The sequence below is a fragment of the Enterovibrio calviensis DSM 14347 genome (assembly GCF_000621165.1).
Lineage (GTDB): Bacteria > Pseudomonadota > Gammaproteobacteria > Enterobacterales > Vibrionaceae > Enterovibrio > Enterovibrio calviensis.
Genome location: NZ_JHZA01000011.1, coordinates 1 through 26,839, shown reverse-complemented (window position 1 = coordinate 26,839; position 26,839 = coordinate 1). Strand labels below are relative to the sequence as shown.

Here is a 26,839-nt window from a genome sequence, read left to right as displayed (position 1 = left end):
TCCAGTCAGTTGCTGATTAAAACGGGATTCTAGCACCTTCATTTAAACGTTGCAGTCATTTTTTAACCGTCGTCCCGAACATGTTAATCAGGCTGTCACAGTTTTTTGCTGTGTTCATTTACTTAGACGGCCACATCATATATGCGATGACAATTCCTGCTACCACCAAGCACCCACCAATACGACGCAGCGTCGTATCCGGTAATTGACTCATTTCATTGACCATATTTCGCCACTTATTGGGAATGAGCATCGGGCCGAAACCTTCAACAATCAGCACCAAACCGATGGCCAGTAGCAATTCTTTTCCCACAATACACCTCTGCGATCAGGAAAAAAAAAGACAAGGCACGATGCCTTGTCTTTTCGTTTTTACGATTTACGCCACATTAATTCAGATTAATGTTTGGCTCTTTCATGTACTGGAAGAACTCGCTGCTCGGGTCAACCACAAGGATGTCTCCCTTATTGCTAAAGCTCTTCTCATAGGCTTGCAAAGAACGTAAGAAGTTATAGAACTCAGGCTCTTTATTGAACGTGCCTGCATAAATGTTCGCCACTTCGGCGTCTGCTTCACCACGTGTTACACGGGCTGTTTTTTCTGCTTCAGCAAGGATGGTCGCCACTTCAAGTTCAGATTGAGCACGGATAACTTCCGCTTTCTCACGACCTTGAGAACGGTGACGACGAGCTACAGTTTCACGCTCTGCACGCATACGCGCGTAGATTGATTCACTGATCTTGTCTGGCAGGTTGATTTTCTTGATACGAAGGTCAATGACTTCAATGCCGATATCGTTAGCACTGGCTTGCACTTCGTCCAGAACGTCTGCCATTACTTGCTCGCGCTTCTCAGAGACAATCTCTTTGATGGTCTTTGAACCAATTTCTGCGCGGAGACCATCAGACACTTTACGTTGCAATAGTGCTTCTGCAGTCAAACGGTTACCACCACCTGTAGACAGGTAGTACTGACCGAAATCTTGAATACGCCACTTAACGTAAGAGTCGATGATCACGTCTTTTTTCTCAGACGTTACAAAGCGATCCGACTGATCGTCCATGGTTTGAATACGCGCATCCAAGATTTGAACACGGTCAAAAAACGGAACTTTGAACTGCAGACCTGGCGGGTAAATCTTTGCCTGATCATCGTCAGCTTTCAAAATTCGACCAAAACGCAGCACAATGCCTCGTTCGCCTTCATCAACCACAAACACTGACATCAAGCCGCCTACGAGCGAAGCAATAATCAGAGGGATTAACAATTTACGCATAATTAGTATCTCCCCTGACGCGTTGTCGATTGACGAGAGTTTTGAGTCGCTGGCGCCGTCGTACCAGAGGTTTCCAATTCAATACCGTAATCCATCGCGTTGTTGTCAGAAACAGCACCCGATGACTTAGATTGATTCATTAACTTATCAAGAGGCAAGTACAGCAAGTTGCCGCCGCCAGCTTGTGAATCGATCAGTACCTTACTGGTGTTACCATAGACTTGTTCCATGGTTTCCAGATAGAGGCGATTACGCGTCACTTCAGGTGCAGCCTGATATTCAGGAAGCAGCTTTTCAAACTGCGCTACGTCACCTTCAGCTTCATTGACGGTTTTCTCACGATAACCCAACGCTTCTTTCTTCAGACGCTCAGCACGACCCGTTGCCTTAGGCAAAATGTCATTGCTGTAAGCTTCTGCTTCTTTGATGTAGCGTTCTTCATCTTCTCGCGCTTTGATTGCGTCATCGAATGCGTCCTGAACTTGTTCCGGTGCACGTGCACCTTGCAAGTTCACGTCCACAACTAAGATACCCATGTCGTAGCGATCGATAATACGGTTAATTTCAGTCTGAGTTTTTGTACGAATTTCTTGACGACCCGTAGTCAGGATGTCATCCATCACAGCATCACCGATAACTGCACGCAGTGCAGAATCTGTTGCTTGTCGTAGGCTGTCATCAGCATTGGTCACTGCGTACAGATATTTCTCTGGATTAGCAACTCGATACTGAACGTCCATGTCTACGCTTACCACGTTTTCATCTTTGGTCAGCATTTCGCCCGAACTACGCAAAGAACGAATCGCTTGAACATTGACGGTTGTAACGTCATCGATGAAGTTTGGTTTCCAGTTCAAACCGGGTTGCACAATGCGGTCGTATTCACCGAAACGCAAAACAACACCACGCTCAGCTTCACCAATGGTGTAAAAACCTGTCGCGCCCCAAATAACCACACCCACAACGGCGATTACGCCCAAACCGGCAGCACTGCTACCAAAAGATGGTCCTTTGCCTTTACCGCCACCTAACAAACCATTCAGTTTGCGGCTTAGTTTACCGAAGACCTCATCAAGGTCCGGCGGTCCTTGGTCACGACCTCCGCGATTACCCCACGGATCTTTGTCCTGACCGCCATTATTTCCTGGCTCATTCCACGCCATTAGAGCACTCCATCAATATGATATGACGATAGTTTTTATACTGTAACAATCAGTCAGTGACGATGAAATCGTCTAACTCATTGCCTTCCCGTTTTCTTAACCTTAGCCAATCGGCTTGAGGTAAGCGCACATCAATCAGTAAATGTCCGTCTTGATCGTATTCTTCATGCAAAATACAACGCAAGCGACAGAATTTACTGTGCATTCTGCCAATCGCCGCAGGTGGAATACGTAAGCGATAGCTTACCATAGTCCCCGACAGCCTTTCGGTCAGCGCCTCAAAAAGAAGATCTATACCCCGATCTGCAAGAGCGGATACCCAAACAACACGTGGGACACCTTCTTCATCACGCTCGATTCGCGGCAATGCGTCTTCCATGTTGTCGATTTTGTTCATCACCAACAAGGTAGGGACTTCATTTGCATCGATCTCTTCCAGTACTTCATTGACAGCATCAATGTTCTCCCGAAAGCGCTCATCACTCGCATCAATCACGTGAAGCAATAACGTCGCTTCTTGCGTTTCTTTCAACGTAGCTTTAAATGCCGCAACTAGATCATGGGGGAGATGACGAATAAACCCAACCGTATCGGCCAAAATAACGTCACCAACATCATCCACCTCAATCTTCCGCAAAGTCGGATCGAGTGTTGCAAACAGCTGATCGGCTGCATACACACCGGCTTCCGTGATGCGGTTAAATAAGGTCGATTTACCCGCATTGGTATAACCCACCAGCGACACCGTAGGCACTTCAGCACGATTTCTCGCTCGTCGTCCCTGTTCTCGCTGTTTGGCTACCTTCTCAAGTCTACGCAAAATAGCTTTAACACGATCACGTAACAAACGACGGTCAGTCTCTAACTGACTTTCACCTGGCCCACGCAAACCAATACCGCCTTTTTGGCGCTCTAGGTGCGTCCAGCCGCGAATGAGTCGGGTTGACAGGTGACGAAGCTGCGCAAGTTCTACCTGCAGCTTACCTTCGTGGGTACGGGCGCGTTGTGCAAAGATATCGAGAATAAGACCCGTGCGATCAAGCACACGACATTGAATTAATCGCTCGAGGTTTCGTTCCTGCGCAGGTGATAGCGCATGGTTGAATATGACGATCTCCGCGCCGGTCATCCGGACAGCATCTGCGATTTCGAGGGCTTTGCCTTCACCAACGAAGTATTTGGAATGCGGGGATTGACGGCTGCCAGTAATTGTCTGTAACCGTGTCACCCCCGCAGACGATACCAGCAATTCTAGCTCGCTGAGATCTTCCCATTCACCTTGTTGAGTAAAGTTGATATGAACTAAAACAGCCTGTTCACCGGCTTCATAACGGTCAAACAAGCGATCAACTCCTTACCAAAGGATTGTTACTCCTCAGTCTTATCTTGCTGACGTTCGCCTGCTGGGCGGTCAGTAGGATTGTTATGATGATGATTCACTGGGCGAGCTGGGACCACGGTAGAAATCGCATGCTTGTACACCATTTGGTTGACGGTATTTTTCAGCAGGATCACGAACTGGTCAAAAGATTCAATCTGGCCCTGAAGCTTGATGCCGTTTACCAAGTAAATGGAAACAGGCACACGTTCACGACGCAGTGCATTGAGAAATGGGTCTTGTAGAGATTGCCCCTTAGCCATTTTTAATTTTCCTTATTGGTTTGTAGTTGTATTAGCAACAAAAAGATCAACAACGCCGCTGACAACAATCCCAGTATACCCTGCTCAATCTGTGATCAGGTTAAACACTTTGTGACTGTTTGTAACGATAACGGCACGTCGTCGCTATCAAGCCATGTCAAATTATCCCAGCTACGAAGCCAGGTAATTTGACGCTTGGCTAACTGACGGGTGGCACACACACCGCGATAAACTGCATCATCAATAGAGCAGCTACCCGCCAAATAATCCCACATCTGTCGGTACCCTACGCATCTGATCGACGGTAGATCTGGATTCAGATCACCACGTTCATAAAGCGCACGAACCTCCTCTTCAAAGCCCGCTTCCATCATCATTTGGAAACGTAACTCGATTCGGCGATGCAGGTCTCCCCTTTCCTTAGGGGCTATAGCAAACTGGTGAACCTCATATGGCAATGGTTCACCTTTGGTTTCGGTCAACTCAGTCAGAGTTTTACCCGAAATACGAAAAACTTCCAGCGCTCTCGACAATCGCTGAGGATCATTCGGATGAATCCTCGCTCCTGCGACAGGATCTATACGGCACAACTCATCATGCAGCGACTGCCAGCCTCGTGTTTGCGCTTCCTGCTCAATAGTAGCTCGGATCGATTGATCCGCAGGGGGCAAAGGCGACAAACCTTCCAATAATGCTTTGAAGTAGAGCATCGTACCACCAACTAAAAGCGGAATTCTCCCTTTTGCGACAATATCCGCCATTTCCTTCAGAGCATCTTCACGAAAATCTGCGGCTGAGTAAGCCTCTGAAGGATCGCGAATATCAATTAATCGATGTGGCGCTAGCGCGAGCTCTTGCTCATCCGGTTTCGCTGTACCTATATTCATATCTCGGTAAATCAGCGCGCTGTCGACACTAATAATATCGACGGGAAATTGTTGCCTTAGCGCAATGGCTAGCGCTGTTTTGCCCGATGCTGTCGGACCCATTAAAAAGATTGCCTTGGGCAAAGCGTTAGTCATGTTTGAATGCTTCTATTGCCGCTGCCACGTCAACCGGACGTAACAACGTTGAAAAATACCCTGCTAGCTTATCCTGCCAACAGTGTTCTAAGTCAGTGATCAGTGTAATCGCTTGTGACAACCCATAGGCGTCTGTTTTTTGCGTCGCTTGCGTTGCGAGCCAGTCGGCCAGTTGGTCCACAGAAATCGAGGCTTGCTCCTCGTTATTCGCTAGAACAGCCAAAAGTGCAGGAACAAAGTGTTGTAAATTGTGCTTTCGCAGCGCCTGACAGACCGCCATCACCATGACTTGCGTGGCGGATTTTTTCCGGATCACGATACCAAATTGTTGGAGCAAGTCCTCGTGTTGCGCTAACAATGCAATTTCCTCAGCGGATGCAGGCAACGCCTGAGGGATCAGCAATGGCTGCGCTTTCAATCCTTCTGACGATGCGGTTTGCATCTGCCCTAACACTGCCAAATAAGCCGCAGCATCTAAATCTAATAATGCAAACCCGTCAATGCGTTGGAGCAGTAAATACTTTGATGAAACCACTGCCAATGCTTTGCCTAGCCCCTTGTCGACATGCCCTACTGATATGGGTGTTGAAGCAATAGGTGCAGGAGAAATTGGTGTTGTCGAAAATGCTCTCGGGGCTTCGGCTAACGCCTGAGCAGGCACAACAGGCGTTGTCATCAGTTCTTTATATGCCCGCTGCTCGCGTTGCGATGGAGGCGCCTCACTAAAAGAGGCCGCGCTAGCACCGCGTGCAGATGGTCGCCCAGTAGATTCATTGCTTGATGAATATTGCTCACGACTTTTTCCTGCCGTTTCGGGCTGTGGTCGCCATGCTGTTGTTGAAGATTCAGAATAGTCTGTTGCGGCATGCGCACTTGCCGATCCCGACGACGCGAACCCGCGAGGCTCTGCGGATGATGATCCATGACGCGATGCACGAGAATGATCATCGGCACTGGAGGAGGAATCAGCGTGAGCCGACGTCGCTTCATCACCTGCATATTCAGACGAAGGTGCCATCTCTGGTATTTGTGCTTCTGCTACCTGCATCAGTGCATCAGCAACAGCTTGGTAGATAAAGTCATGCACCAATCGAGCTTGGTGGAAACGCACTTCATGTTTGGCGGGATGCACGTTTACATCGACTTGATGCGGGTCGATGTCAATATAGAGGACATAAGCTGCAAACTGATCAGGGCGAAGTGATGCTTCGTAGCCTTGTCGAATCGCATGATTGATGAGCTTATCTTTCATCATCCGTTGATTCACAAAGCAATGCTGAATGTCATTTTGTGCTCGTGCACCGTCCGGAGTACAAATCCAACCGCGTAGGGTTAACCCTTGGTGTTCAAGACTCACCTCTACGGCCGTTTTCACAAACCCGCTACCGCACACGGCGGCAAGACGACGTTCGCGCTGGCTGTCATTGTCTGCGGCTCGATATTGGCGAACCACAGTACCGTTATGTCTTAAGGTGATCGCCACATCGAAACGGCTCAACGCAATGCGCTTAAGCAACTCATCGATATGACCAAATTCGGTTTTATCGGTGCGGAGAAATTTACGGCGAGCTGGTGTGTTAAAAAACAAGTCGACCACTTCAACCGTGGTGCCAATTGGATGCGCAGCAGGTTTTACCTGAACAGCCATATCCCGCCCTTCAGCATAGGCTGACCACGCTTCCGTTTGCGCTTGTGTGCGAGATGTTAGCGTCAGACGAGAAACCGAGCTAATACTCGCCAATGCCTCACCACGAAACCCCAAGCTGATAATGGCTTCCAAATCATCAAGGCAGGTGATCTTTGATGTCGCATGGCGACTCAGTGCCAACTCTAGTTCGTCTTTATTGATGCCCGAACCGTTATCACGGATGCGGATTAACTTGCTGCCGCCTTTTTCGATGTCGACATCAATACGGGTAGCGCCCGCATCAATACTGTTTTCAACCAACTCTTTGACCACGGAAGCAGGCCGCTCAACAACTTCGCCCGCTGCTATCTGGTTAGCCAGACGAGCAGGTAATATCTGAATGGCCATGACTAGCTCCCGGGGATTATCAAGGTTTGACCAACCGCCAGCTGATCTGAACGTAACTTGTTGGCATTGCGAATACTGTCTATCGTCACACCGTAGTTACTGGCGATTTTACCCAGATACTCTCCACGCTTCACTTTGTGCTGTTTTTTCTTTGGCTTAATACCGACAATTTTCAACTTTTGGCCAATGGCTAACTCATCAGAACGCAGCTTATTGGCACTACGGATACTGGCAATCGTGACGCCATAGTTTGCAGCGATCTTACCCAAGAACTCTCCGCGTCCCACGGTATGAACTTTGGTGACGGTTCTCGATGTTGCTTGCGACATCGTTTTAGACGCTGATGCCGTACTGGATGATTGTGATGACAATGCCGTCACGTTCACATCAGGCACAGTCAACACCTGACCGATGCGCAATGACGTTGATTTGAGCCCATTCGCCGCTTTAATCGCAGACACAGAACTGCCGTATTTCTTGGCGATAACCGACAGCGATTGGCCAGTTGTTACTTTGTGTTTTATGCCGTTCTTGCGCGCCGCTATCAAGGTGCCATCTGGCGGAAAATCCTCGAAGTAGGTCAGCACCCCTTTAAATACCGCATTGGCGATTTTTTGTTGATGCCCCGAACTCAGCAGTAGTTGCTCTTCTCTTGGGTTCGTAATGAAACCGGCTTCCACCAACAACGAAGGAATATCTGGCGATTTAAGTACCGCAAGGCTGGCATGCTCTGGGCTAGATTTATGCAGTTTCGTTACTTTACCCATTTCTTTGAGTATTCGGGTCGCAACGTCAAAGCCTTCTTTTTGCGAGTTGCTAAATTGCAGATCTAAAACCGCACGGCTGAGGTATTCATCTTCGTTGTCATCTAACAGTGCGCCACCACCAAGCAAGTTCGATTGCTCTTCGTGTTTTTCAATCCAACGACCGATTTCACTGTTTGCACGGCGACGAGACAGTACCCATACCGACGCACCATTAGGTTGGGGCTTATGAAAACCATCCGCATGGATAGAAACCAATAAGTGAGCACCGTGCTTACGCGCAATCTCAGAACGTTTATTCAAATCTACAAAATAATCACCATTTCGCGTGAGCACCGCTTTCAGTCCCGGCGTTGCATTGATCTTTTTCGCCACACGGCGGGCGATAGAAAGGGTGACGTGCTTTTCGTATTTACGTCTCGGTCCAATTGCACCGGGGTCGTTACCGCCGTGGCCAGGGTCAAGCGCGATAATAATATCGTCAGTGCCAAACGGCAGTGCTGCTTGTGCTTCTGTCGGCTGAGTTTTTTTTACTGCAGGCTTAACAGCAGCAGGTTTTGCACTGTGTGGTAAATCGATAACTAGGCGATGCCCATATTCTCCGCCAGGTGCGAGAGCAAAAATACGTGGAAGGCTTTTATTTTTCAGCTCAAACACAAGACGGTAATCCCCTTTCTGCGCAGGATTACTTTTGCGTATCTTGGTGAGGATTTTGCTGTCTTTAACCGCCTTGGGGAGTTTCATGCCCAAAGATGTATCTTTAAGATCGACCACAAGGCGGTTAGGCTTGGTGAGGGTGAAAAAGGTGTAGGACGGCTCATTCGCCATATCCATTACCACGCGAGTTTCATCAGGTGCTGGCCAAATACGCACATTTTCAAGTGAATTTGCCCACGCTGAGGTTACGAGCCCCAACCATACGATGATCCCTACTAACACACCCCGCCAACGCATAACTCTATTTCCACTCCAAACTATCAATCAGGGTTTCGCCGATTGCAGTATTTGCTATGATCTGCACCGTGCGTTGTTCACCGTTATATTTCAGTGTGATATCGAGATCAGGTTCTGGCAACATGCCTTCACCTTTTTCCGGCCATTCAACCAAACAAAGTGCGTCAGGTGTGAAGTAATCACGGATCCCCATGAATTCGAGTTCTTCGGGATCAGCCAAACGGTAAAGATCGAAGTGATAAACCTGCCATGAGGCGAGTTGATAGGGCTCAACCAAGGTATAAGTTGGGCTTTTCACATTGCCGCTATGACCAAGAGATTGAATAAAACCGCGAGAAAACGTGGTTTTACCGGCTCCTAAATCCCCATGCAGATAGATGGTGGTTTGTTGTGAACACGCCGCTGCGAGTGCCGCACCCAACGCCACTGTTGCTTGCTCATCAGCAAGCTCAGTATTAAAAGTTATTGTCATGTTTCTCACTGCTTTATTGCCTGACGGTCATTCGCCGTCAAATCTGCATTTATTCTATGTTGTTTCCCAGCAAAGGGAGCAAGTCGCTGGCTAACAGCCCCCGCATTCCATTCTGCGCAGCAATATCCGCTGCGTAGCTGTGCAAGAGCGTACCAAACCTTGCCGCCTCTTTAGCCGATTGAGTTTGCGCTAAACAAGACGCTATCACGCCAGTTAACACATCCCCCATGCCTCCCGATGCCATACCGGGGTTACCAGCATGAATCACCGAACAATGCGTACCATCATAAACGATTGTGCCTGCACCTTTAAGCACCACCACGCCACCGTAGCGATTATGTATTTCTTTGACGGCAGAAAACCGATCCCGTTCAATTTCTTCTACTGTGAGATCTAATAATCTTGCCGCTTCTCCCGGATGAGGCGTTAGCACCCAATGGTCATAGTGGTGCGGGAACTGCGAGAGCAGGTTGAGTGCATCAGCATCCACCACCATCGGCAACTGACTGGCTAATGCAGCATCAAATAAAGTACGCGCCCATGCTGATTGGCCTAACCCAGGCCCAAGTGCAAGCACATCTGCCCAATGTATCACTGATGAAAGCGCTTGAACGCCATCTTCTTTTCGCCACTGACGGATCATTAACTCAGGCTGGCGGGCTAAAACGGCGTTGATGTGCGTTTTATCAGTCAACAGTGCCACTAAACCCGCCCCAGTTCGCAATGCCGCCTGTCCACATAAGATGATCGCGCCCCCCATGCCTTGCTGGCCACCAATACAAAGTAAACGACCGCACTGCCCTTTATGCACGCTAATCTGGCGAACTGGCTGTAAATTCTTTAGTCGCTGAGCACCAAGCAGTGTAACCGAAGTAGGGATATGCGCTTCAAACGCCTCATAAATACCCAGACCATCAAAAACAATGTGGCCACAATGATCGGCGGCTTTCCCTGTGAATAGTCCTTGCTTCAACGCTACAAAGGTAATGGTGCAGTCCGCCTTGATTGCACGACCAAAAACACAGCCAGTATCGGCATGCAGTCCACTAGGAATATCAATAGCAAGCACAGGCAATAAAGAGGCATTTATGTAATCAATCGCATCTCGGTATTTACCTTTCACCGATCTAGAGAGCCCCGTGCCAAACAGCGCATCGACGATCACATCAAACGGCCCTGATGGCAATTCGGCAGATAATATGGCGCCACCTTGCGCCACGAACGCTTGTTTCGCGGTACGCACATCACCCATCAATGTCTCAGGATCACGCGCAGACCACAGCACAACATGTAGCCCCGCCTCTAGTGCCAAGCGACCAATAACATAACCATCGCCACCATTGTTGCCACTGCCACAAGTGATCAGGATCTTTTTCGCTTCAGGCCAACGCAGTCGAAGTAAGCCAAACGCCGCTAAGCCTGCTCGCTCCATAAGATCGTACATTTCGACACCAAGATCCGATGCGATCTTACGCTCTCCGCGCTTAACCTGATCCGATCGGTAAAGGGATTGTGGTAAACTTGCCGCCATCTTCAGCCATCCATCCTGATCTTTATGCCTAACTCTCGATCTTCATCATCGATTAATTTTGACCTGCTTGCTGAAAATATCAGGCAATGGGGTCGCGAACTAGGTTTTCAGCATATCGGTATCACCGATATCGATCTCCGTCAGCATGAAGAACAACTTCAGCGATGGTTAGACGCGGGTTACCACGGTGAGATGGACTGGATGGCACGCCACGGCATGATGCGGGCGCGCCCACAAGAGTTGGTTGAAGGCACCATTCGTGTGATCAGTGCGCGTATGGACTACTTGCCTCCCAATGCAGGATTCGCCAAAACACTCGACGACCCATCTCTCGCTTATATCAGTCGCTACGCACTCGGTCGTGATTACCACAAGCTAATCAGAAATCGACTCAAGAAGTTGGGCGATCGCATATCGCAAGAAGTTGGCGACTTTGGCTATCGACCTTTTGTCGATTCCGCTCCTGTACTTGAAAGACCACTGGCAGAAAAAGCAGGACTCGGTTGGACAGGAAAGCATTCGCTATTACTTAGCCAAGAAGCAGGTTCGTGGTTTTTCCTCGGAGAACTGCTCATTGACCTGCCGTTGCCCATTGATAAGCCAGTTGAGAATCAGTGCGGCAAATGCGTAGCCTGTATCACGTCATGCCCTACCGACGCGATTGTTGGAGAGACTGTCGTTGATGCACGCCGTTGTATTTCCTACCTCACCATCGAGCTTGATGGCCCAATCCCTGAAGAGTTTCGCCGCCCTATGGGTAACCGAATTTATGGCTGTGATGATTGCCAATTGGTCTGTCCCTACAACCGTGAAGCGGAACTCACACAAGAGTCTGACTTTCATGGCCGCTCAAGTTTGGTTCAGCAATCATTGAAGACGTTATTCAGTTGGGATGAATCAACATTTTTGAAAGAAACTGAAGGGTCGGCTATTCGCCGTATAGGCCACGAAAAATGGCGCAGAAACCTGTCTGTCGCGATGGGGAATGCGCCTTATGACCCAGAGATCATTGAGCTTTTGCAGGCAGCCAAAAATTTCTCTGCTATGCTTGATGAACACTTAAATTGGGCCATCACTCAACAGATTGAGCGTAGGAAGGAAACCGAGGTGAGTGTGCTACCTGCTTCAACAAAACGGTTAGTCAGAATTGTTCAGAAAGGCTTATCCCGAGATGCATAAATAGTGCAAATCTTAATGGATGTCCTCTTCATCAACAGGTGAAGATGCAGAAATAAGACATAGGTTCACTTCTGCTGCGCAATGTGGAAAACATTTTCAGTACGCCATAAAACAGTGCATATCGACAAAGTTAAACACACTCTGTGAATAATTCCCGCGTCATATCACGGTAGGTGACAATATTGGGGATAAGCTTTTGAAAAAATCACATCTCCGACAATAAAAACCAATAAAACCATGCAGTTAAAAAACAAAACATACACAGCCCTCAGTTATCCACCGATCACCTAACGAACAGCAAATTCTGAGAAAGGTCACATCTTCATAGTTTCATCAACGGCTTTACCCACAACTTGGCTGCTGTGGATAACTCTGTGAGAAACATTGAAATACACCGATATGCGTCAGTGGCATACAGGATTTGCATAGCATTCAGATTTTATGGGCTAGACCTTGCCCCGAGATAATGCTTCACAGCATTAAAGACAACGACTCGCGGTACCCTAATATAACTGGTACGTGTTATGCGAAGTGTTGGTGCTTGCAGATGATTGACTGCAAGAAATTTGGAGCGACACACGAGGTTCGAACTCGTGACCTCAACCTTGGCAAGGTTGCGCTCTACCAGCTGAGCTAGTGTCGCATTAAAGAGCGTCCGAATGATTTCGGCAATTTCTGAAGCGAATTACAAGGTAACTTGCGTTTCGCACTTCCGACGTATCGAAAGAGTTTGGAGCGACACACGAGGTTCCCGATCTTCAAGGATTAGGCGTGACCTCAACCTTAGCAAGGTTGCGCTCTATTAGCTTGAGCGAGTATCGCATCACAGTGCCGATTTACATCGGGCTTTTTTCTACACTTACTGACGAATCAAAAGTGCTTTCTCTCAATTTAAAAGAAATTGGAGCGACACACGAGGTTCGAACTCGTGACCTCAACCTTGGCAAGGTTGCGCTCTACCAGCTGAGCTAGTGTCGCAAAGATCCTTCATGATCATCAAGTGATCTTTGTTTCTAGTGACCCGCAAAATTTGCATGATCTGCTGTCGATAAATCGATAGCGTCCTGTTCCACAAGAGAAGTGGAGCGACACACGAGGTTCGAACTCGTGACCTCAACCTTGGCAAGGTTGCGCTCTACCAGCTGAGCTAGTGTCGCTTAATCAAAGACATTTGTCTCTGTCAGGGCTGCGAATTATACGAAGAAAAATCAGGGATGCAAGCCTCTAAACTCATAAATTTTGAAATTTCTTCGTATCGCTTATTTTGGCATCAGATCGTAAAGATCTTACTTCTGTAGTAGCGAAGTTCTTCAATTGACTCTCGGATATCATCCATTGCCAAATGAGTACCTTGTTTTTGGAAGCCAGTCAGAAGATCTGGCTGCCAGCGTCGGACCAACTCTTTAATGGTACTGACGTCGACGGTGCGGTAGTGAAAGAAGCGTTCTAGTTCAGGCATATGCTGGTAAAGGAAGCGACGATCTTGCCCGACGCTATTACCACAGATCGGCGAAACGCCTGCTGGCACCCAATCTTTAAGGAACGCGATCGTTTCTTTGATTGCTTGCTCTTCATTCATTGTGCTCGCTTTGACACGATCCACCAGCCCACTGCGAGTATGCGTGTTTGTGCACCACTCATCCATTATTGCCAATTCATCGTCAGATTGATTGATGGCTATGACGGGCCCTTCAGCCAAAACGTTAAGTTCAGCATCTGTAACAACGGTAGCGATCTCAATGACTTTGTGAACTTGCGGATCAAGCCCTGTCATCTCAAGATCAATCCAGATTAAATTCTTATCGCTGAAAGACATCCAAATTGCCTATTTTACAAATAAACCATGTATCATACTTAGCCTGACTTGAAAGCCAACTAAACTAGCGACATTCTCGTGGCAAAAAAGAAAAATCTCACAAAAGGCCAACTGCGCCGAGTACGGACAAACCAAAACAAACGAATTGATCGTCAGCAAAAGGATGTCCAGTGGGATGAGTCCTTACTGGAATCAGCCCGTGAAGGGGTCGTGATCACTCGTTTTGGACAACACGCCGATATTGAAGATCTTCAAACCGGTGCTGTTCAACGCTGTAACCTTCGCCGCTCAATCGAAAGCTTGGTGACTGGAGATACTGTCGTCTGGCGTCCTGGCGTAAAAACATTGCAAGGCATTGCTGGCGTAGTGGAAGCTGTCCACGAACGTCACTCAGTGCTTACTCGCCCAGATTACTATGACGGTGTAAAACCAGTCGCAGCCAATATCGATCAAGTTGTGATCGTTTCTGCAATTTTACCCGAACTGTCTACCGACATTATAGACCGTTACTTGATTGCTACCGAACAGGTTGATTTCAAGCCTCTAATCGTGATCAATAAAATCGATCTGCTCGACGAAAATGGTATCGAGATCGTAAAAAATATGCTCGCGATTTATCACCAGATTGGCTACGACGTCATGATGGTGAGCCAGAAAACGGGTGAAGGCATGGCGGCGTTAAAAGCAAAGCTTGCTGACGTGACCAGTATTTTTGTCGGCCAATCAGGTGTTGGTAAATCAAGCTTGGTTAACGTACTGCTTCCTGAAGTGAATGCGGAGACGTGCGAAGTGTCTGAAAACTCAGGGCTTGGCCAGCACACCACCACCACTGCGCGCCTTTATCACTTCCCTGATGGCGGCGATCTTATTGATAGCCCAGGGGTACGTGAGTTCGGACTTTGGCACTTAGAGCCAGAACAAGTCACGTTAGGTTTCAAAGAGTTTCGTGATTACATTGGCGGTTGTAAATTCCGCGATTGCAAACACAAAGACGATCCAGGTTGCTTGATCCGAGACGCGGTCGAAGAAGGTAAGATCAGTACCGAACGCTTTGACAGTTACCACAAGATCATCGATAGCATGTCTGAAATGAAGGCAAATCGACAGTTTTCACGCAATAAAGAAAACTGATCGTTCATCGATTTTCCCCCTCCATCTGGTTAGCGGCCTGTTAATTTTGTAAACTAGGCCGCTTTTTACATTTCGGCCTTTGGAATTTCTCTAAGGCATTCGACGAGTTAGGAATAACCACTGTGTCTAACGATTTGAAAATTGGTTTGCAGTATTGTATGCCAAAACATCTACTAACCCGCCTTGTTGGGAAACTTGCCGCTGCGAAAGCCGGCTTTTTGACGACCGCTGTGATCAAATGGTTTGTACGTCAATACAAGGTTGAAATGGGTGAAGCTAAAAATCCAGATCCAGCGAGCTACCCAACGTTCAACGATTTCTTTGTGCGCGAGTTGAAAGACGGTGCTCGCCCAATCAATGATGCTGCAAACATCATTAGCCACCCTGCTGACGCTTGTGTCAGCCAAGCCGGTCCTATCGAGCAAGGCCGACTGATCCAAGCAAAAGGCCACACCTTTGATGCGTGTGAATTGCTAGGTGGCGACGCAATGTTGGCTGAAGAATTTGCTGATGGTGATTTTGCGACGCTGTACTTGTCTCCGCGTGACTATCACCGTGTTCATATGCCATGCGACGGAACACTCCGCCAAATGATTTATGTACCGGGCGACCTATTTTCGGTTAACCCACTCACCGCTGAAAACGTGCCAAATCTATTTGCACGTAACGAGCGTGTCGTATGTATTTTTGACACCGCATTTGGACCACTGGCACAAGTGCTTGTTGGCGCAACCATTGTAGGCAGCATTGAAACCACGTGGGCAGGCACCATCACGCCGCCAACAGGTCAAAGCATTCGTCGCTGGGATTACCCAGCCGAAGGCGATCAATCTGTTACCATTCAGAAAGGCGCAGAAATGGGTCGCTTCAAATTGGGGTCAACTGTGATCAACTTGTTCCCGAAAGGCGCGATCACCTTTGACGAGAGCATTGTTGCTGGTAAGCCAACTCGTATGGGCGAGAGCTACGCTCATCAAAAAGTCGCGGCACACAATCAAGAACAGAGCGAAACCGAAACCGTTTAGCGGCAAAGTTACGATCTGTGACGAAAAGGGCATTATTGCCCTTTTTTTGTGCACAAATATTATCAGAACACAGAGTATTTTCTGTCTGCGCCCGTATGCTGTTGTTAGCACAGTGGCATCCAACTTAATGAATTAAAAGCGAATTGATGCCACCACTTTATTCAAAGAGGATGGGATCAACCTTATGCCAACAGTCTCTCGTTCGGTTCTCTTCAAATTTGTTATTGCCTTTGGTATCCCGCTCGGCGTTCTTCTCATGCCTATCGACTGGATACCTCTCGACGACCTAACTGTCATTCAGCATCGCCTGCTTGCCATTTTCTTACTGGCCGCACTGCTTTGGGTGCTCGAGCCCGTTCCCGTTTTCGCCACATCGATTCTCATCATCGCTCTCGAATTGATCATGATTTCCGACAAGGGGCTCAATGTATTCCGTGGCACGACGTCGGGGCATGAGTTGGGAGAACTCATCGCATATACAGATATCTTCAGCGCCTTTTCCTCACCGATCATCATCCTTTTCATGGGGGGCTTTTCCCTTGCGATTGCCGCATCAAAATACGATTTAGACAACAACCTCGCTCGCGTGCTTCTCAAGCCCTTCGGCAATCAACCGCGTTTTATCATGTTAGGACTGATGCTGATCACTGCGGTGTTTTCGATGTTTATGTCCAACACGGCAACTACCGTGATGATGTTGGCACTGCTGGCACCGATTGTGGCTTCCGTACCGAAAGGGGACACGGGAATCAAAGCGTTGGTGCTATGCATTCCTATCGCCGCAAACACTGGCGGCATTGCAACACCAATAGGCACACCGCCCAACGCCATTGCCTTGCAGTACCTTACGGGGGAAAACGCCATTAGCTTTTTAGACTGGATGGCCATGGGTTTACCCTTTGTGGTCGTTCAATTGGCGTTCGCTTGGTGGCTGCTGCAAGCCCTCTACCCCGCCAACAAACAAGAAATGACGCTAAAATTAGAAGGGAAATTCCAAAAAAGCTGGCGTGCATACACGGTTTACACCACGTTCGCCGTAACCATACTGCTGTGGATGACCACCAGCCTGCATGGCATGAACACGTATGTGGTATCGATTGTTCCACTGGCCGTATTCACTCTTACTGGCATCATGGGTAAAGAAGAATTAAAGCTCATCAATTGGGATGTTTTATGGCTCGTCGCCGGCGGTATCGCCATAGGTTTAGCGCTGGACAAAACAGGATTGGCCGTCGCACTCGCACACGCCGTTGACTACGACACCCTATCTCCCGTTGCGGTCGTTCTAACCCTATCCCTAATTTGCTGGCTGATGGCAAACTTCATGTCGAACACTGCGACAGCGAACCTTCTTATGCCGATTGCAGCAGCCGTAGCAACATCCATGCAAAGCCTCTCCACGGTTGGGGGTATTCAAGGACTATTGGTTGTGGTCGCGTTTTCCGCTTCGCTTGGCATGATATTGCCAGTATCTACACCACCGAACAGCTTGGCATACTCGACGGGTTTAATTGAAAGCAAAGACATGGCCAAAGTCGGTGTTATTTTAGGTGTGGTAGGTTTAGTAATGGTTTACGCCGCGATGCTCATTCTCACCTAGAGTTCTTTTGCCATTTAGCACATTAGAACATCCGATCGGAAAGGCCGTCTGGCCTTTCCCAAAATCCCAAGTCCATATACACTCTCGCTCCTTTTCAAATTTAACCACGCGAACTTTGGCTCGCACCTTATGAGGACACTCTCTTGGGATATGAATGGCTAGCGCTTGCCGCCGCCTTTCTTTGGGGCATTTCCAGCCTAATTTCGGTGACGCCGGCTCGTCACTTAGGTAGCTTTGCCTACAGCCGTTGGCGTATGGCGTGTGTGTCGATCATGCTAACTCTACTGGCACTATTCACCGGTGGATGGGCCACTATCACGTCTGACATATGGTGGCCAATGGCCATATCTGGCCTGATCGGTATTTTTATTGGTGATACTGCGCTATTTGGCTGCATGAATCGAATCGGTCCGCGACGCTCTGGCCTTTTGTATTCCTGTCATGCTGGGTTCTCGGCACTGCTGGGTATCTGGTTGTTTGGTGAAACCCTGCAAGGCATACGACTTCTCGGTGCTATCTTGGTGTTTTCCGGCGTCATGATTGCCGTCTTTTTCCGCCAAAGCGGAAACGCACATCAGTGGGAAGAAACGAAAGGTAGCTTGGGCGTCGCTATCGCCCTTGGTTTAACGGCAGCGCTATGTCAGTCGCTAGGCGGCGTCATTGCTAAACCCGTCCTCACGGGCAATGTCGACCCTATCGCCGCTTCCGCCGTCCGTATGATTGCAGCATTTGCCGCACACGGAACACTCGTGCTGCTACAAGTACGTGTGGCGCAACCAGTGAACCCGATAAATTGGCGTATTTTCGGTATGGTGGTGGTCAACGGATTTCTTGCTATGGCCGTCGGTATGACGCTGATTATGTACGCGCTGAAGTGGGGAGAAGTGGGCATGGTAGCACTGCTGTCTTCAACAACACCTGTTATGGTGCTTCCACTCATTTGGCTATTCACCAAAGTGCGTCCATCACCCAGTGCATGGATTGGGGCTGCGCTTGCTGTCACCGGCGCGGGGCTTATCGTAACGAGCTAGGTGCGTTCATTAACGTGCCTCTGTTGCCCTAAAACACAAAAACGCCGCATTTGAATGCGGCGTTTTTCGTTAGGCACGCCCGACAGGGAAAGCGATAACATCATCAATATGTGATTTGCCCAACGCCAACATGATCAGGCGGTCAACCCCCAAGGCTACGCCCGAACAATCTGGCAAACCGTGTCTGATAGCTTCTATCAAATGGTGATCGATAGGCTGGGCATTCAATCCCATGCTTTCACGCTTTCGGTTGTCAGCTTCAAAACGTGCAAGCTGTTCGTCTGCATTGTCCAGTTCATAGAAACCGTTGGCCAATTCAATGCCTTTGAAGTAAACCTCAAAGCGCGCGGCAACACGTTTATCGTCCGTACACACTCTCGCTAATGCGGCTTGTGAAGCAGGGAAGTGATACACGAAGGCAGGAACAGTTTGCCCGATTTCGGGTTCAACACCCACGCTGAACAATAGTTGAAGCAGGGTATCACGGTCTTCTTCAGGATCAGCGATATCTGACAGCCCTAATGTGCTTGCCGCCAATTTAAGCTGTGCCATTGTGCCTTCGAGTGGACAGACTCCCAGCACCGCGATAAACGCATCTTGATAGGTCATACGTTCTGCTTGCCCCACACCCATCACGAGTTGCAGCAAGGTGTCCATCTCATCCATCAATGCATGATGATCAAACCCCGGGCGATACCACTCCAACATGGTAAATTCAGGATTGTGGTGACGACCCGCTTCTTCGTTACGGAAAGCTTTATTGATTTGATAGATAGCACCACTGCCAGCAGCCAACAAACGTTTCATATGGAATTCAGGGCTCGTCATCAAGTAAAGCGGTATACCTTTCGCAAAACCTGGGCCAACAAAATCGGTGCGGAATGTATGCAAATGAATATCGGTGACCGTAGCCTGACTCATCGCGGGTGTGTCTACTTCCATGACATCGCGCTCTGCAAAAAACTGACGGATATGACGCATCAAGGTTGCGCGTGCTTTTAATGTCTCGATATTAGACGTAGGACGCCACTGCGGAGTCATATAGAACCATTCTCTCTCATTGGGATTGGCCATATTGTATCTCTTGCTGCCTTCTCATAGAAAGCTCTCTGCTATCAAGCTGAACTGTTGTTTTCTCACGCTTGGACAAATCAAAGAGATAAGCCCCCTCAAACTGAAAGACGCTGTTTATCTTCATCAAACATCACTCAATTAAATATCTTTTAAAATAAAGAGTTAGCCAACCTAGAAGCAATGCATTCTTTACGTGTCAGAAACATACGAAAAGGCTAGGTAACCCACCATTAACATGCATGTTTTCTTACACTAACGACCCAGATCACACTTCTGTGGCTTAACACCAAAGAACACCGAAAAGTCGGAACAAATACCCTTTCAGGTCAAATTGTGATGAATTCAAGTTCACTAAGATGGAGGCAGCTTTGAGTTCGATGCATAGATTGCATCTCTTATTTTTTAACAATCCTCCGGAGGATAGCTGTGAAAACATTTACCACAGATATCGCTGTTATTGGCGCTGGCGGCGCTGGCCTTCGTGCCGCTATTGCTGCAGCTGAAGCAAACCCTGAACTAGAAATCTCTCTGATTTCTAAGGTATACCCGATGCGTTCCCACACGGTGGCCGCTGAGGGTGGCTCTGCCGCCGTCATCAAGGATGAGGATAGCCTCGATAACCACTTCAACGATACCGTTGGCGGTGGTGACTGGCTTTGTGAACAGGATGTTGTGGAATATTTCGTCGAGAATGCGACTCGCGAGATGATCCAATTGGAACAATGGGGTTGCCCATGGAGCCGCAAAGAAAACGGTGACGTTAACGTTCGTCGTTTTGGCGGTATGAAAGTAGAGCGTACATGGTTCGCAGCCGATAAAACCGGTTTTCATATGCTACATACGCTTTTCCAAACATCTATCAAATACAAACAAATCAAGCGCCTAGACGAATACTTCGTGGTGGATTTGCTGGTTGTAGACGGTGAAGCGCAAGGCCTGATCGCCATTCATATGTCAGAAGGCGAATTGGTCTGCATTAAAGCCAAATCCGTCATTTTGGCGACGGGTGGTGCTGGCCGCGTTTATAACTGCAACACCAACGGCGGCATCGTCACAGGCGACGGCATGGCGATGGCATACCGTCACGGTGCTGCGCTACGTGATATGGAATTCGTTCAATATCACCCAACAGGCCTACCTGGCACAGGTATCCTGATGACCGAAGGTTGTCGTGGTGAAGGCGGTATTATCGTTAACAAAAACGGTTACCGTTACCTTCAAGACTATGGCATGGGCCCAGAAACACCGATTGGCCAGCCAAAGAACAAGTATATGGAGCTGGGTCCTCGCGATAAAGTCTCGCAAGCGTTCTGGCACGAACAGCAAAAAGGCAACACCATTAAGCACCCACTGGGCGATGTGGTGCTGCTTGACCTTCGCCATCTGGGTGAAGAGTACCTCAATGAACGTCTGCCATTCATTTGTGAATTGGCAAAAGCGTACGTGAACGTTGACCCAGCCAAAGAGCCAATCCCAATTCGTCCTACTGCGCACTACACCATGGGTGGTATCGAAACCAACGGTAAGAACGAAACCACGATCAAAGGTCTGTTTGCTGTGGGCGAGTGTTCGTCTGTCGGCCTACACGGCGCTAACCGTTTGGGTTCAAACTCGCTGGCTGAGTTGGTGGTATTTGGTCGCGTCGCAGGTGAAGGTGCTGTTGAGCGTGCCGCTGAATTTACTGGCTGGAATGACGAGGAAATTGCCCGTCAAATCGCTGCGGTTGAAGCACGTATCGATGCACTAATGAATCAAGAAGGCGATGAAAATTGGTCTGATATCCGAACTGAAATGGGTCACACCATGGAAGCCGGCTGCGGTATCTATCGTCGTGAAGATCTCATGCAACAAACCATCGACAAGCTTACTGAGCTAAAAGCGCGTTACAAGCGCATCAGCATTCAAGACAAAGGAAAAGTGTTCAATACCGACCTTTTGTACGCCATTGAAGTGGGCTACGGCCTCGAAGTGGCAGAAGCGATGGCTCACTCAGCACTGATGCGCCGTGAATCTCGTGGTGCTCACCAGCGCCTTGACGAAGGCTGCACTGAACGCGATGACGCGAACTTCCTAAAACACTCACTGGCTTTCTATAACCCAGATGCTGCGCCAACCATTAAATATGGTGACGTGAAAATCACGAAATCTCAGCCGAAGGCGCGCCTATATGGTGCTGCTGCCGAAGAAGCGGAAGCTGCGGCTAAGAAGGCTGAAAAACAACAGAAGGAGCAGGCATAATGTCAGACAATCGCATTCAAAAAGTCAGCATTCTTCGCTACGATCCGTCGAAAGATGATGAACCTCGCCTGCAAACCTTTAACGTGCCATTCGACGACACAATGTCAGTATTGGATGCACTAGGCTACATCAAAGACCATCTCGACAAGCATCTCGCTTACCGTTGGTCTTGCCGAATGGCAATCTGCGGCTCTTGCGGCATCATGGTGAACAATGTACCAAAGCTTGCATGTAAAGCGTTCCTGCGTGATTACCCTGATGGCGTGACCATTGAACCACTGGCGAACTTCCCAATCGAGAAAGATTTGATCGTTGATATGACGCCATTTATTGAGCGTCTTGAAGCGATCAAACCTTACATCATTGGCAACGACCGCACGCCTGAAGATGGAGCAAATAACCAAACGCCTGAGCAAATGGCTCGCTACAAGCAGTTCGCGGGTTGTATCAACTGCGGCCTTTGTTACGCAGCCTGCCCTCAGTTTGGCCTGAACCCAGAATTCATCGGCCCTGCCGCGCTGACCTTGGCTCACCGCTACAACCTTGATAGCCGTGACAATGGTGCTAGCGAGCGCATGGCACTGATCAATGGTGAAAACGGCGCATGGGGTTGTACCTTTGTCGGTTACTGTTCAGAAGTCTGTCCGAAAAGTGTCGATCCAGCGGCGGCCGTTAACCAAGGCAAGATTGTATCTTCTCAGGACTTCGTCATTGCCATGCTAAAACCTGATGGTTCACCAAAGAAAGTGGAGGCTTAAGGATGTCTAACCGTAAACCTTACGTTCGTGAAATGAAGCGTACCTGGTGGAAGGATCACCCTTTCTACCGTATGTATATGCTACGTGAAGCCACTGTATTGCCGCTGATTTTGTTTACCTTGTTCCTAACCTTTGGCCTAGGTAGCTTGGTCATTGGCGAAAGTGCTTGGCAGAACTGGTTAAGTTTCATGGCAAACCCTGTCGTTATAGCGATCAATATCGTGGCACTGATCGGAAGCCTGTTCCATGCGCAGACCTTCTTCAGCATGATGCCGCAGGTGATGCCAATCCGTATTGGCGGTAAGAAGCTTGATAAGAAAATCATTGTGCTGACTCAATGGGCAGCAGTTGCGGTGATTTCTGCCGTTATTCTGTTTGTGGTTTAACACCATACAAGTGAGGAGATAAAACGTGGTCGATTTGAATCCAAAACGTTCTGACGAACCAGTATGGTGGGGCCTATTTGGTGCTGGCGGTTCTTGGTTTGCAATGATTACCCCTGTGACCATTTTGGTTCTCGGCATCATGGTGCCATTAGGCATGCTAGATGCAGAAGCATTAAGCTACGAGCGAGTCACTGGCTTTGTGACTAGCTTCATCGGTGCTCTGTTTACGATTGGTACGCTGTCTCTACCTATGTGGCATGCAATGCACCGTTTGCACCACGGCATGCATGACCTGAAATTCCACACCGGAGTTGCCGGTAAAGTAGCTTGCTACGCTGCGGCGTTCTTGATTAGCGCATTGTCAGTAATTTTTGTCTTTATGATTTAATTGCGACAAGCAATAAAAAAGCACCTTCGGGTGCTTTTTTTGTTTCTGAAACAGGCAGTCACTTCGATGGATTCATTCGACGTTTGAAGCAACAAAAAAGGCCGCCTGAGCGACCTTTTTACTGCAAAGCAGATGAACAGTGATTACTTAACGCGGCTTACGTATTCGCCAGAGCGAGTATCCACTTTGATCACTTCACCGATTTGAATGAACAAAGGTACACGAACAACAGCACCCGTGATCAATGTTGCAGGCTTACCGCCAGTACCAGCAGTATCACCTTTCAGACCAGGATCAGTTTCAGTCACTTCTAGCTCAACAAAGTTTGGCGGAGTCACTGCAATTGGGTTACCGTTCCATAGTGTCAACGTGCAACGGTCATTCTCTTTCAGCCATTTGATGTTATCGCTAACTGCTTTTTCATCAGCTGCGATTTGCTCGAAAGATTCTGCGTTCATGAAATGCCAGAACTCACCGTCTGTGTAGAGGTAGTCTAGTTCATGATCCATTACGTCAGCAGCTTCCACTGAGTCGCCTGACTTGAATGTCTTCTCCAGCACTTTGCCAGAAAGCAGCTTGCGGATTTTTACGCGGTTGAACGCTTGGCCTTTACCAGGCTTAACGAACTCGTTTTCGATAATGACACAAGGTTCATTATCAAGCATAATTTTCATTCCACCGCGGAATTCATTGGTGCTAAAAGACGCCATGTCTATCCTCTTAACATCTTCGAAGTTGTCATAAATGCCGGACATAATAACCCGAAACGCATCGCCTGTTGAGCAAAAGTGGCTCAAAGAGATCGCAAATGCTGTCTCAGATCCTCAAATTCTTCTGCAACAGCTTGATATCGAGCCTACACAATGGATGTCCGGCTTCTCAGCCCGCACTTTGTTCTCACAACGTGTGCCGCAAAGTTTCATTGATAGAATGGAGAAAGGAAACCCGGACGACCCACTTTTACGTCAAGTCTTGCCCGTCATTGAAGAGTTTGAGGAAGCCATCGGTTTCACAACAGACCCACTAGACGAACAAGATAACGATGTTCCCGGTTTACTGCATAAGTATAAAAACCGCGTTCTGATGATTGTAAAAGGCGGGTGTGCGATCAATTGCCGATACTGCTTCCGTCGACATTTCCCGTATCAAGATAACAAAGGCGGCAAAGAAACGTGGCGCGAAACGATCGCCTATTTGCAAGATCACCCTGAAGTCGATGAAGTTATTCTGTCAGGTGGGGATCCACTCATGGCGAAAGATCATGAACTGCAATGGCTAATTGAAGCGATAGAATCAGTGCCTCACATCAAGCGCTTGCGTATTCACTCGAGACTGCCCGTCGTGATCCCATCAAGGGTGACGTTAGCACTTACTCACATGCTTGAATCATCGAGACTTGCCGTGGTGTTGGTCACTCACATCAATCATGCCAATGAGATTGATGATGAGTTACGTGCGTCGATGGTGAAGCTCAAAAGAGCCGGAGTCACCCTTTTAAACCAAGGTGTGCTGTTACGTGGCGTGAATGACTCTGTCGAAGCGCTGAAAAACCTGAGCAACAGTTTGTTTGATGCAGGTATCTTACCTTACTACTTGCATGTTCTGGACAAAGTGAAAGGAGCTGCGCATTTCCTAGTTGCCGATGAAGATGCGAAAATACTGATGTCAGGGCTTATCAAGGAAGTTTCTGGCTACTTGGTTCCACGCCTAACACGTGAAGTCGGCGGTCGTGATAGCAAGACGCCACTCGACCTTCATCTCGAGTAAGAAAAGTAAGTCATTACTAACCTAAAAACTGCTTGCTAAGCAGTCAGTTGCAAGCAATGATAAAAAGTCCCTCTGGCGTTACCTAAGGAGTGACTATGCCTGTAACTGTTCGTCCTTTAGAACCTCGCGATATTCCCGCTATCCAGCAGCTCTATGCCTGTCCAAAAGCACAAGCTGGCACGCTACAAATGCCATTACCTTCACTTGCTATGTGGGAAAAACGACTCAGTAACCTACCGGATGACGTCTACTGCCTGGTCGCGGAAGAAGAAGGGAAGATAGTAGGTCAGTTGGGATTTGAAGCCAATCATCGCGCACGCAGACGTCATGTGGGTGAATTCGGCATGGCTGTGCATGATGACCACACCGGACAAGGCGTTGCCAGTAAATTACTTAGTACCATGATAGATTTGGCCGACAATTGGTTGAATCTACGTCGAATCGAATTAACCGTTTATAGCGACAATGAAGCCGCCATTGCCTTGTATAAGAACTTTGGATTTCAGCAGGAAGGCAGGGCTGTGGATTACGCTTTTCGAAATGGGGAATACGTCGATGCGCTTTACATGGCCCGTTCGAACACGCCTAAAAGCTGATTAAGTGCTATTTCTAACCATGAGCGTGAAAGCACTTTTCGCGCTCTTCTCCACAGCTTTACCGTTGAGTTTACCCAACCACAACTGAGCTGCCTTCTTACCCATAAGCCCACATCAATAGATGTCAGAGATGAATAACATTCATTGAAAGGCTCACTTCAATATCTCAGCTTAAAAAACAGATATGTGAATATTTTGGGATTAGTCTGTCTGTTCCAATTGATGCAAATCTACAAGCTCACCTAACTCTAAAAGCTCAACTTCACTTCGATCGTCAATCCATACTTTGATTGACTCCCTGTCCTGTGCTGTCGCAGAGCCATATCGAAGCGCTGAGCCCACAACAAGCTCAATATCACTCATACCACCTCCAGCAACAAGTAGATGGCGAGATTCTGCAAAATCGGCCAAAGACTCGATAAAAGCATCCAATTCTTCATCGTTTTCGGTATTCAGCTTCAGACTGATCACAAAGCCAAACACCGCGAACTCATCTAGGTACAGCTTCTTTCTCAATCGTTTAGAACGTTGTGATGGCATGGATTTATTCCTGTCAGCTAACAAGTGCTGACAGTGTAGAAGTTAGTCTTAGGCTTGTCGGTATCAAACATTAAAAAACGGGAGGAAAGACGCTTTGTAGGCACCAAAGTGGCAAAGTTAGTTTTGCCGCTCGATGTAGGCCAGTTTTTCGCTGTGTCTTGGACTCGTTGGTACCGGCTTCTAAAAAACCTAATGACTCCTTCGTTGAGTCCTTATAAGCCTTCAACCAAAGCTCACCGACATGGTGGATGCTCATACACCGTTATCGGAATATTTTCGCTCAAACGCAAAAAAGCCCTGACCGTCAGGTCAGGGCTTTTTGTTTTTTTGCCTTCATCTTTTTCTGAAAAGATGAAAACGAATTTGAAGCCTGGCGATGTCCTACTCTCACATGGGGAGACCCCACACTACCATCGGCGCTGTTACGTTTCACTACTGAGTTCGGCATGGA

General features: G+C 48.2%; 25 protein-coding genes, 3 tRNA genes and 1 rRNA gene. 11 read left to right on the top strand and 18 right to left on the bottom strand.

Annotation, left to right across the window (positions count from 1 at the left end; genetic code table 11):
• Nucleotides 1-118: 118 nt before the first annotated feature.
• The 10 genes from Q365_RS0111270 to Q365_RS0111225 all read right to left on the bottom strand — a co-directional run bounded on the left by Q365_RS0111270 (nucleotide 119) and on the right by Q365_RS0111225 (nucleotide 10,859).
• Nucleotides 119-313: a DUF2065 domain-containing protein gene (locus Q365_RS0111270; protein ID WP_028023437.1), complete on the bottom strand. Its 195-nt coding sequence runs from the start codon at nucleotides 311-313 to the stop codon at nucleotides 119-121.
• A 76-nt stretch (nucleotides 314-389) separates the two neighbouring features.
• Nucleotides 390-1,277, bottom strand: coding sequence for a protease modulator HflC (gene hflC, locus Q365_RS0111265; protein ID WP_028023436.1), 888 nt, complete (start codon nucleotides 1,275-1,277; stop codon nucleotides 390-392).
• 2 nt (nucleotides 1,278-1,279) lie between these two features.
• A complete protein-coding gene (hflK, locus tag Q365_RS0111260) occupies nucleotides 1,280-2,440 on the bottom strand; it encodes an FtsH protease activity modulator HflK (RefSeq protein WP_028023435.1) in 1,161 nt (386 codons plus the stop codon).
• A 49-nt stretch (nucleotides 2,441-2,489) separates the two neighbouring features.
• Nucleotides 2,490-3,782 (bottom strand): ribosome rescue GTPase HflX, encoded by a 1,293-nt coding sequence (gene hflX / locus Q365_RS0111255; RefSeq protein ID WP_028023434.1) that lies wholly within the window; start codon nucleotides 3,780-3,782, stop codon nucleotides 2,490-2,492.
• A 26-nt stretch (nucleotides 3,783-3,808) separates the two neighbouring features.
• Complete coding sequence (gene hfq, locus Q365_RS0111250) at nucleotides 3,809-4,081, bottom strand: RNA chaperone Hfq (protein WP_016959113.1); 273 nt, start codon at nucleotides 4,079-4,081, stop codon at nucleotides 3,809-3,811.
• Between the two features lie 95 nt (nucleotides 4,082-4,176).
• The gene (gene miaA / locus Q365_RS0111245) at nucleotides 4,177-5,103 is read right to left on the bottom strand and encodes a tRNA (adenosine(37)-N6)-dimethylallyltransferase MiaA (protein ID WP_028023433.1); all 927 of its coding nucleotides are present in this window, start codon (nucleotides 5,101-5,103) and stop codon (nucleotides 4,177-4,179) included.
• Entirely contained in the window at nucleotides 5,096-7,138 is a 2,043-nt protein-coding gene (gene mutL / locus Q365_RS0111240; protein WP_028023432.1) for a DNA mismatch repair endonuclease MutL, read from the bottom strand. The genes miaA and mutL overlap by 8 nt, the downstream gene beginning before the upstream one ends.
• 2 nt (nucleotides 7,139-7,140) lie before the next feature.
• Entirely contained in the window at nucleotides 7,141-8,856 is a 1,716-nt protein-coding gene (locus Q365_RS0111235) for an N-acetylmuramoyl-L-alanine amidase (RefSeq protein ID WP_028023431.1), read from the bottom strand.
• A 4-nt stretch (nucleotides 8,857-8,860) separates the two neighbouring features.
• Nucleotides 8,861-9,328 (bottom strand): tRNA (adenosine(37)-N6)-threonylcarbamoyltransferase complex ATPase subunit type 1 TsaE, encoded by a 468-nt coding sequence (tsaE, locus tag Q365_RS0111230; RefSeq protein ID WP_028023430.1) that lies wholly within the window; start codon nucleotides 9,326-9,328, stop codon nucleotides 8,861-8,863.
• A 49-nt stretch (nucleotides 9,329-9,377) separates the two neighbouring features.
• A complete protein-coding gene (locus tag Q365_RS0111225; RefSeq protein ID WP_028023429.1) occupies nucleotides 9,378-10,859 on the bottom strand; it encodes a bifunctional ADP-dependent NAD(P)H-hydrate dehydratase/NAD(P)H-hydrate epimerase in 1,482 nt (493 codons plus the stop codon).
• 24 nt (nucleotides 10,860-10,883) lie between these two features.
• Here Q365_RS0111225 and queG point away from each other — a divergent pair, with 24 nt between their 5' ends.
• Nucleotides 10,884-12,038 (top strand): tRNA epoxyqueuosine(34) reductase QueG, encoded by a 1,155-nt coding sequence (gene queG / locus Q365_RS0111220; protein WP_028023428.1) that lies wholly within the window; start codon nucleotides 10,884-10,886, stop codon nucleotides 12,036-12,038.
• Nucleotides 12,039-12,605: 567 nt separating this feature from the next.
• On the opposite strand, the gene Q365_RS0111215 is transcribed toward queG, so the two are convergent.
• The 4 genes from Q365_RS0111215 to orn form a co-directional block, all read right to left on the bottom strand.
• Nucleotides 12,606-12,681 (bottom strand) — tRNA-Gly (locus Q365_RS0111215).
• A 259-nt stretch (nucleotides 12,682-12,940) separates the two neighbouring features.
• A tRNA-Gly gene (locus tag Q365_RS0111210) sits at nucleotides 12,941-13,016 on the bottom strand.
• Between the two features lie 103 nt (nucleotides 13,017-13,119).
• A tRNA-Gly gene (locus Q365_RS0111205) sits at nucleotides 13,120-13,195 on the bottom strand.
• A 113-nt stretch (nucleotides 13,196-13,308) separates the two neighbouring features.
• Entirely contained in the window at nucleotides 13,309-13,854 is a 546-nt protein-coding gene (orn, locus tag Q365_RS0111200; RefSeq protein WP_028023427.1) for an oligoribonuclease, read from the bottom strand.
• A gap of 78 nt (nucleotides 13,855-13,932) precedes the next feature.
• On the opposite strand from orn, the gene rsgA reads away from it, so the two are divergent.
• The 4 genes from rsgA to Q365_RS0111180 all read left to right on the top strand — a co-directional run bounded on the left by rsgA (nucleotide 13,933) and on the right by Q365_RS0111180 (nucleotide 18,641).
• The gene (rsgA, locus tag Q365_RS0111195) at nucleotides 13,933-14,985 is read left to right on the top strand and encodes a small ribosomal subunit biogenesis GTPase RsgA (RefSeq protein WP_028023426.1); all 1,053 of its coding nucleotides are present in this window, start codon (nucleotides 13,933-13,935) and stop codon (nucleotides 14,983-14,985) included.
• 122 nt (nucleotides 14,986-15,107) lie between these two features.
• Nucleotides 15,108-16,010 (top strand): archaetidylserine decarboxylase, encoded by a 903-nt coding sequence (gene asd, locus Q365_RS0111190; RefSeq protein WP_028023425.1) that lies wholly within the window; start codon nucleotides 15,108-15,110, stop codon nucleotides 16,008-16,010.
• Nucleotides 16,011-16,194: 184 nt separating this feature from the next.
• Nucleotides 16,195-17,610 carry an SLC13 family permease gene (locus Q365_RS0111185; protein ID WP_028023424.1) on the top strand — a complete coding sequence of 472 codons (1,416 nt, stop codon included), beginning with the start codon at nucleotides 16,195-16,197 and terminating at the stop codon, nucleotides 17,608-17,610.
• A 143-nt stretch (nucleotides 17,611-17,753) separates the two neighbouring features.
• Nucleotides 17,754-18,641: a DMT family transporter gene (locus Q365_RS0111180; protein WP_028023423.1), complete on the top strand. Its 888-nt coding sequence runs from the start codon at nucleotides 17,754-17,756 to the stop codon at nucleotides 18,639-18,641.
• A 69-nt stretch (nucleotides 18,642-18,710) separates the two neighbouring features.
• Here Q365_RS0111180 and epmA read toward each other — a convergent pair whose 3' ends face one another.
• The gene (epmA, locus tag Q365_RS0111175; protein WP_028023422.1) at nucleotides 18,711-19,682 is read right to left on the bottom strand and encodes an elongation factor P--(R)-beta-lysine ligase; all 972 of its coding nucleotides are present in this window, start codon (nucleotides 19,680-19,682) and stop codon (nucleotides 18,711-18,713) included.
• A gap of 459 nt (nucleotides 19,683-20,141) precedes the next feature.
• On the opposite strand from epmA, the gene frdA reads away from it, so the two are divergent.
• The 4 genes from frdA to frdD are packed head-to-tail and all read left to right on the top strand — an operon-like array spanning nucleotide 20,142 to nucleotide 23,485.
• Nucleotides 20,142-21,953 carry a fumarate reductase (quinol) flavoprotein subunit gene (frdA, locus tag Q365_RS0111165; RefSeq protein ID WP_028023421.1) on the top strand — a complete coding sequence of 604 codons (1,812 nt, stop codon included), beginning with the start codon at nucleotides 20,142-20,144 and terminating at the stop codon, nucleotides 21,951-21,953.
• On the top strand, nucleotides 21,953-22,711 hold the full coding sequence (locus Q365_RS0111160) for a succinate dehydrogenase/fumarate reductase iron-sulfur subunit (RefSeq protein WP_028023420.1): 759 nt from the start codon (nucleotides 21,953-21,955) through the stop codon (nucleotides 22,709-22,711). Before frdA ends, Q365_RS0111160 begins: the two co-directional genes overlap by 1 nt.
• Nucleotides 22,712-22,713: 2 nt before the next feature.
• Nucleotides 22,714-23,097 (top strand): fumarate reductase subunit FrdC, encoded by a 384-nt coding sequence (gene frdC, locus Q365_RS0111155; RefSeq protein WP_028023419.1) that lies wholly within the window; start codon nucleotides 22,714-22,716, stop codon nucleotides 23,095-23,097.
• A 25-nt stretch (nucleotides 23,098-23,122) separates the two neighbouring features.
• Complete coding sequence (gene frdD / locus Q365_RS0111150) at nucleotides 23,123-23,485, top strand: fumarate reductase subunit FrdD (protein WP_028023418.1); 363 nt, start codon at nucleotides 23,123-23,125, stop codon at nucleotides 23,483-23,485.
• A gap of 143 nt (nucleotides 23,486-23,628) precedes the next feature.
• Here the strand turns inward: frdD and efp are convergent, their stop codons facing one another.
• A complete protein-coding gene (efp, locus tag Q365_RS0111145) occupies nucleotides 23,629-24,195 on the bottom strand; it encodes an elongation factor P (RefSeq protein ID WP_028023417.1) in 567 nt (188 codons plus the stop codon).
• A 34-nt stretch (nucleotides 24,196-24,229) separates the two neighbouring features.
• On the opposite strand from efp, the gene epmB reads away from it, so the two are divergent.
• On the top strand, nucleotides 24,230-25,252 hold the full coding sequence (gene epmB / locus Q365_RS0111140; protein ID WP_028023416.1) for an EF-P beta-lysylation protein EpmB: 1,023 nt from the start codon (nucleotides 24,230-24,232) through the stop codon (nucleotides 25,250-25,252).
• 95 nt (nucleotides 25,253-25,347) lie between these two features.
• On the top strand, nucleotides 25,348-25,848 hold the full coding sequence (locus Q365_RS0111135) for a GNAT family N-acetyltransferase (RefSeq protein ID WP_028023415.1): 501 nt from the start codon (nucleotides 25,348-25,350) through the stop codon (nucleotides 25,846-25,848).
• A gap of 201 nt (nucleotides 25,849-26,049) precedes the next feature.
• Here Q365_RS0111135 and Q365_RS0111125 read toward each other — a convergent pair whose 3' ends face one another.
• Both Q365_RS0111125 and rrf read right to left on the bottom strand, forming a co-directional pair.
• A complete protein-coding gene (locus Q365_RS0111125; protein WP_028023414.1) occupies nucleotides 26,050-26,388 on the bottom strand; it encodes a 50S ribosome-binding protein YggL in 339 nt (112 codons plus the stop codon).
• Nucleotides 26,389-26,756: 368 nt separating this feature from the next.
• Nucleotides 26,757-26,839, bottom strand: a 5S ribosomal RNA gene (rrf, locus tag Q365_RS27510); the annotation flags it as partial.

Bases quoted from the DNA above. Each gene is read 5' to 3' on its own strand.
- hflC (WP_028023436.1), bottom strand. From the start codon at position 1,277: ATGCGTAAATTGTTAATCCCTCTGATTATTGCTTCGCTCGTAGGCGGC.
- hflK (WP_028023435.1), bottom strand. From the start codon at position 2,440: ATGGCGTGGAATGAGCCAGGAAATAATGGCGGTCAGGACAAAGATCCG.
- hfq (WP_016959113.1), bottom strand. From the start codon at position 4,081: ATGGCTAAGGGGCAATCTCTACAAGACCCATTTCTCAATGCACTGCGT.
- miaA (WP_028023433.1), bottom strand. From the start codon at position 5,103: ATGACTAACGCTTTGCCCAAGGCAATCTTTTTAATGGGTCCGACAGCA.
- mutL (WP_028023432.1), bottom strand. From the start codon at position 7,138: ATGGCCATTCAGATATTACCTGCTCGTCTGGCTAACCAGATAGCAGCG.
- Q365_RS0111235 (WP_028023431.1), bottom strand. From the start codon at position 8,856: ATGCGTTGGCGGGGTGTGTTAGTAGGGATCATCGTATGGTTGGGGCTC.
- tsaE (WP_028023430.1), bottom strand. From the start codon at position 9,328: ATGACAATAACTTTTAATACTGAGCTTGCTGATGAGCAAGCAACAGTG.
- Q365_RS0111225 (WP_028023429.1), bottom strand. From the start codon at position 10,859: ATGGCGGCAAGTTTACCACAATCCCTTTACCGATCGGATCAGGTTAAG.
- queG (WP_028023428.1), top strand. From the start codon at position 10,884: ATGCCTAACTCTCGATCTTCATCATCGATTAATTTTGACCTGCTTGCT.
- orn (WP_028023427.1), bottom strand. From the start codon at position 13,854: ATGTCTTTCAGCGATAAGAATTTAATCTGGATTGATCTTGAGATGACA.
- Q365_RS0111185 (WP_028023424.1), top strand. From the start codon at position 16,195: ATGCCAACAGTCTCTCGTTCGGTTCTCTTCAAATTTGTTATTGCCTTT.
- epmA (WP_028023422.1), bottom strand. From the start codon at position 19,682: ATGACTCCGCAGTGGCGTCCTACGTCTAATATCGAGACATTAAAAGCA.
- Q365_RS0111160 (WP_028023420.1), top strand. From the start codon at position 21,953: ATGTCAGACAATCGCATTCAAAAAGTCAGCATTCTTCGCTACGATCCG.
- frdC (WP_028023419.1), top strand. From the start codon at position 22,714: ATGTCTAACCGTAAACCTTACGTTCGTGAAATGAAGCGTACCTGGTGG.
- efp (WP_028023417.1), bottom strand. From the start codon at position 24,195: ATGGCGTCTTTTAGCACCAATGAATTCCGCGGTGGAATGAAAATTATG.
- epmB (WP_028023416.1), top strand. From the start codon at position 24,230: ATGCCGGACATAATAACCCGAAACGCATCGCCTGTTGAGCAAAAGTGG.
- Q365_RS0111135 (WP_028023415.1), top strand. From the start codon at position 25,348: ATGCCTGTAACTGTTCGTCCTTTAGAACCTCGCGATATTCCCGCTATC.
- Q365_RS0111125 (WP_028023414.1), bottom strand. From the start codon at position 26,388: ATGCCATCACAACGTTCTAAACGATTGAGAAAGAAGCTGTACCTAGAT.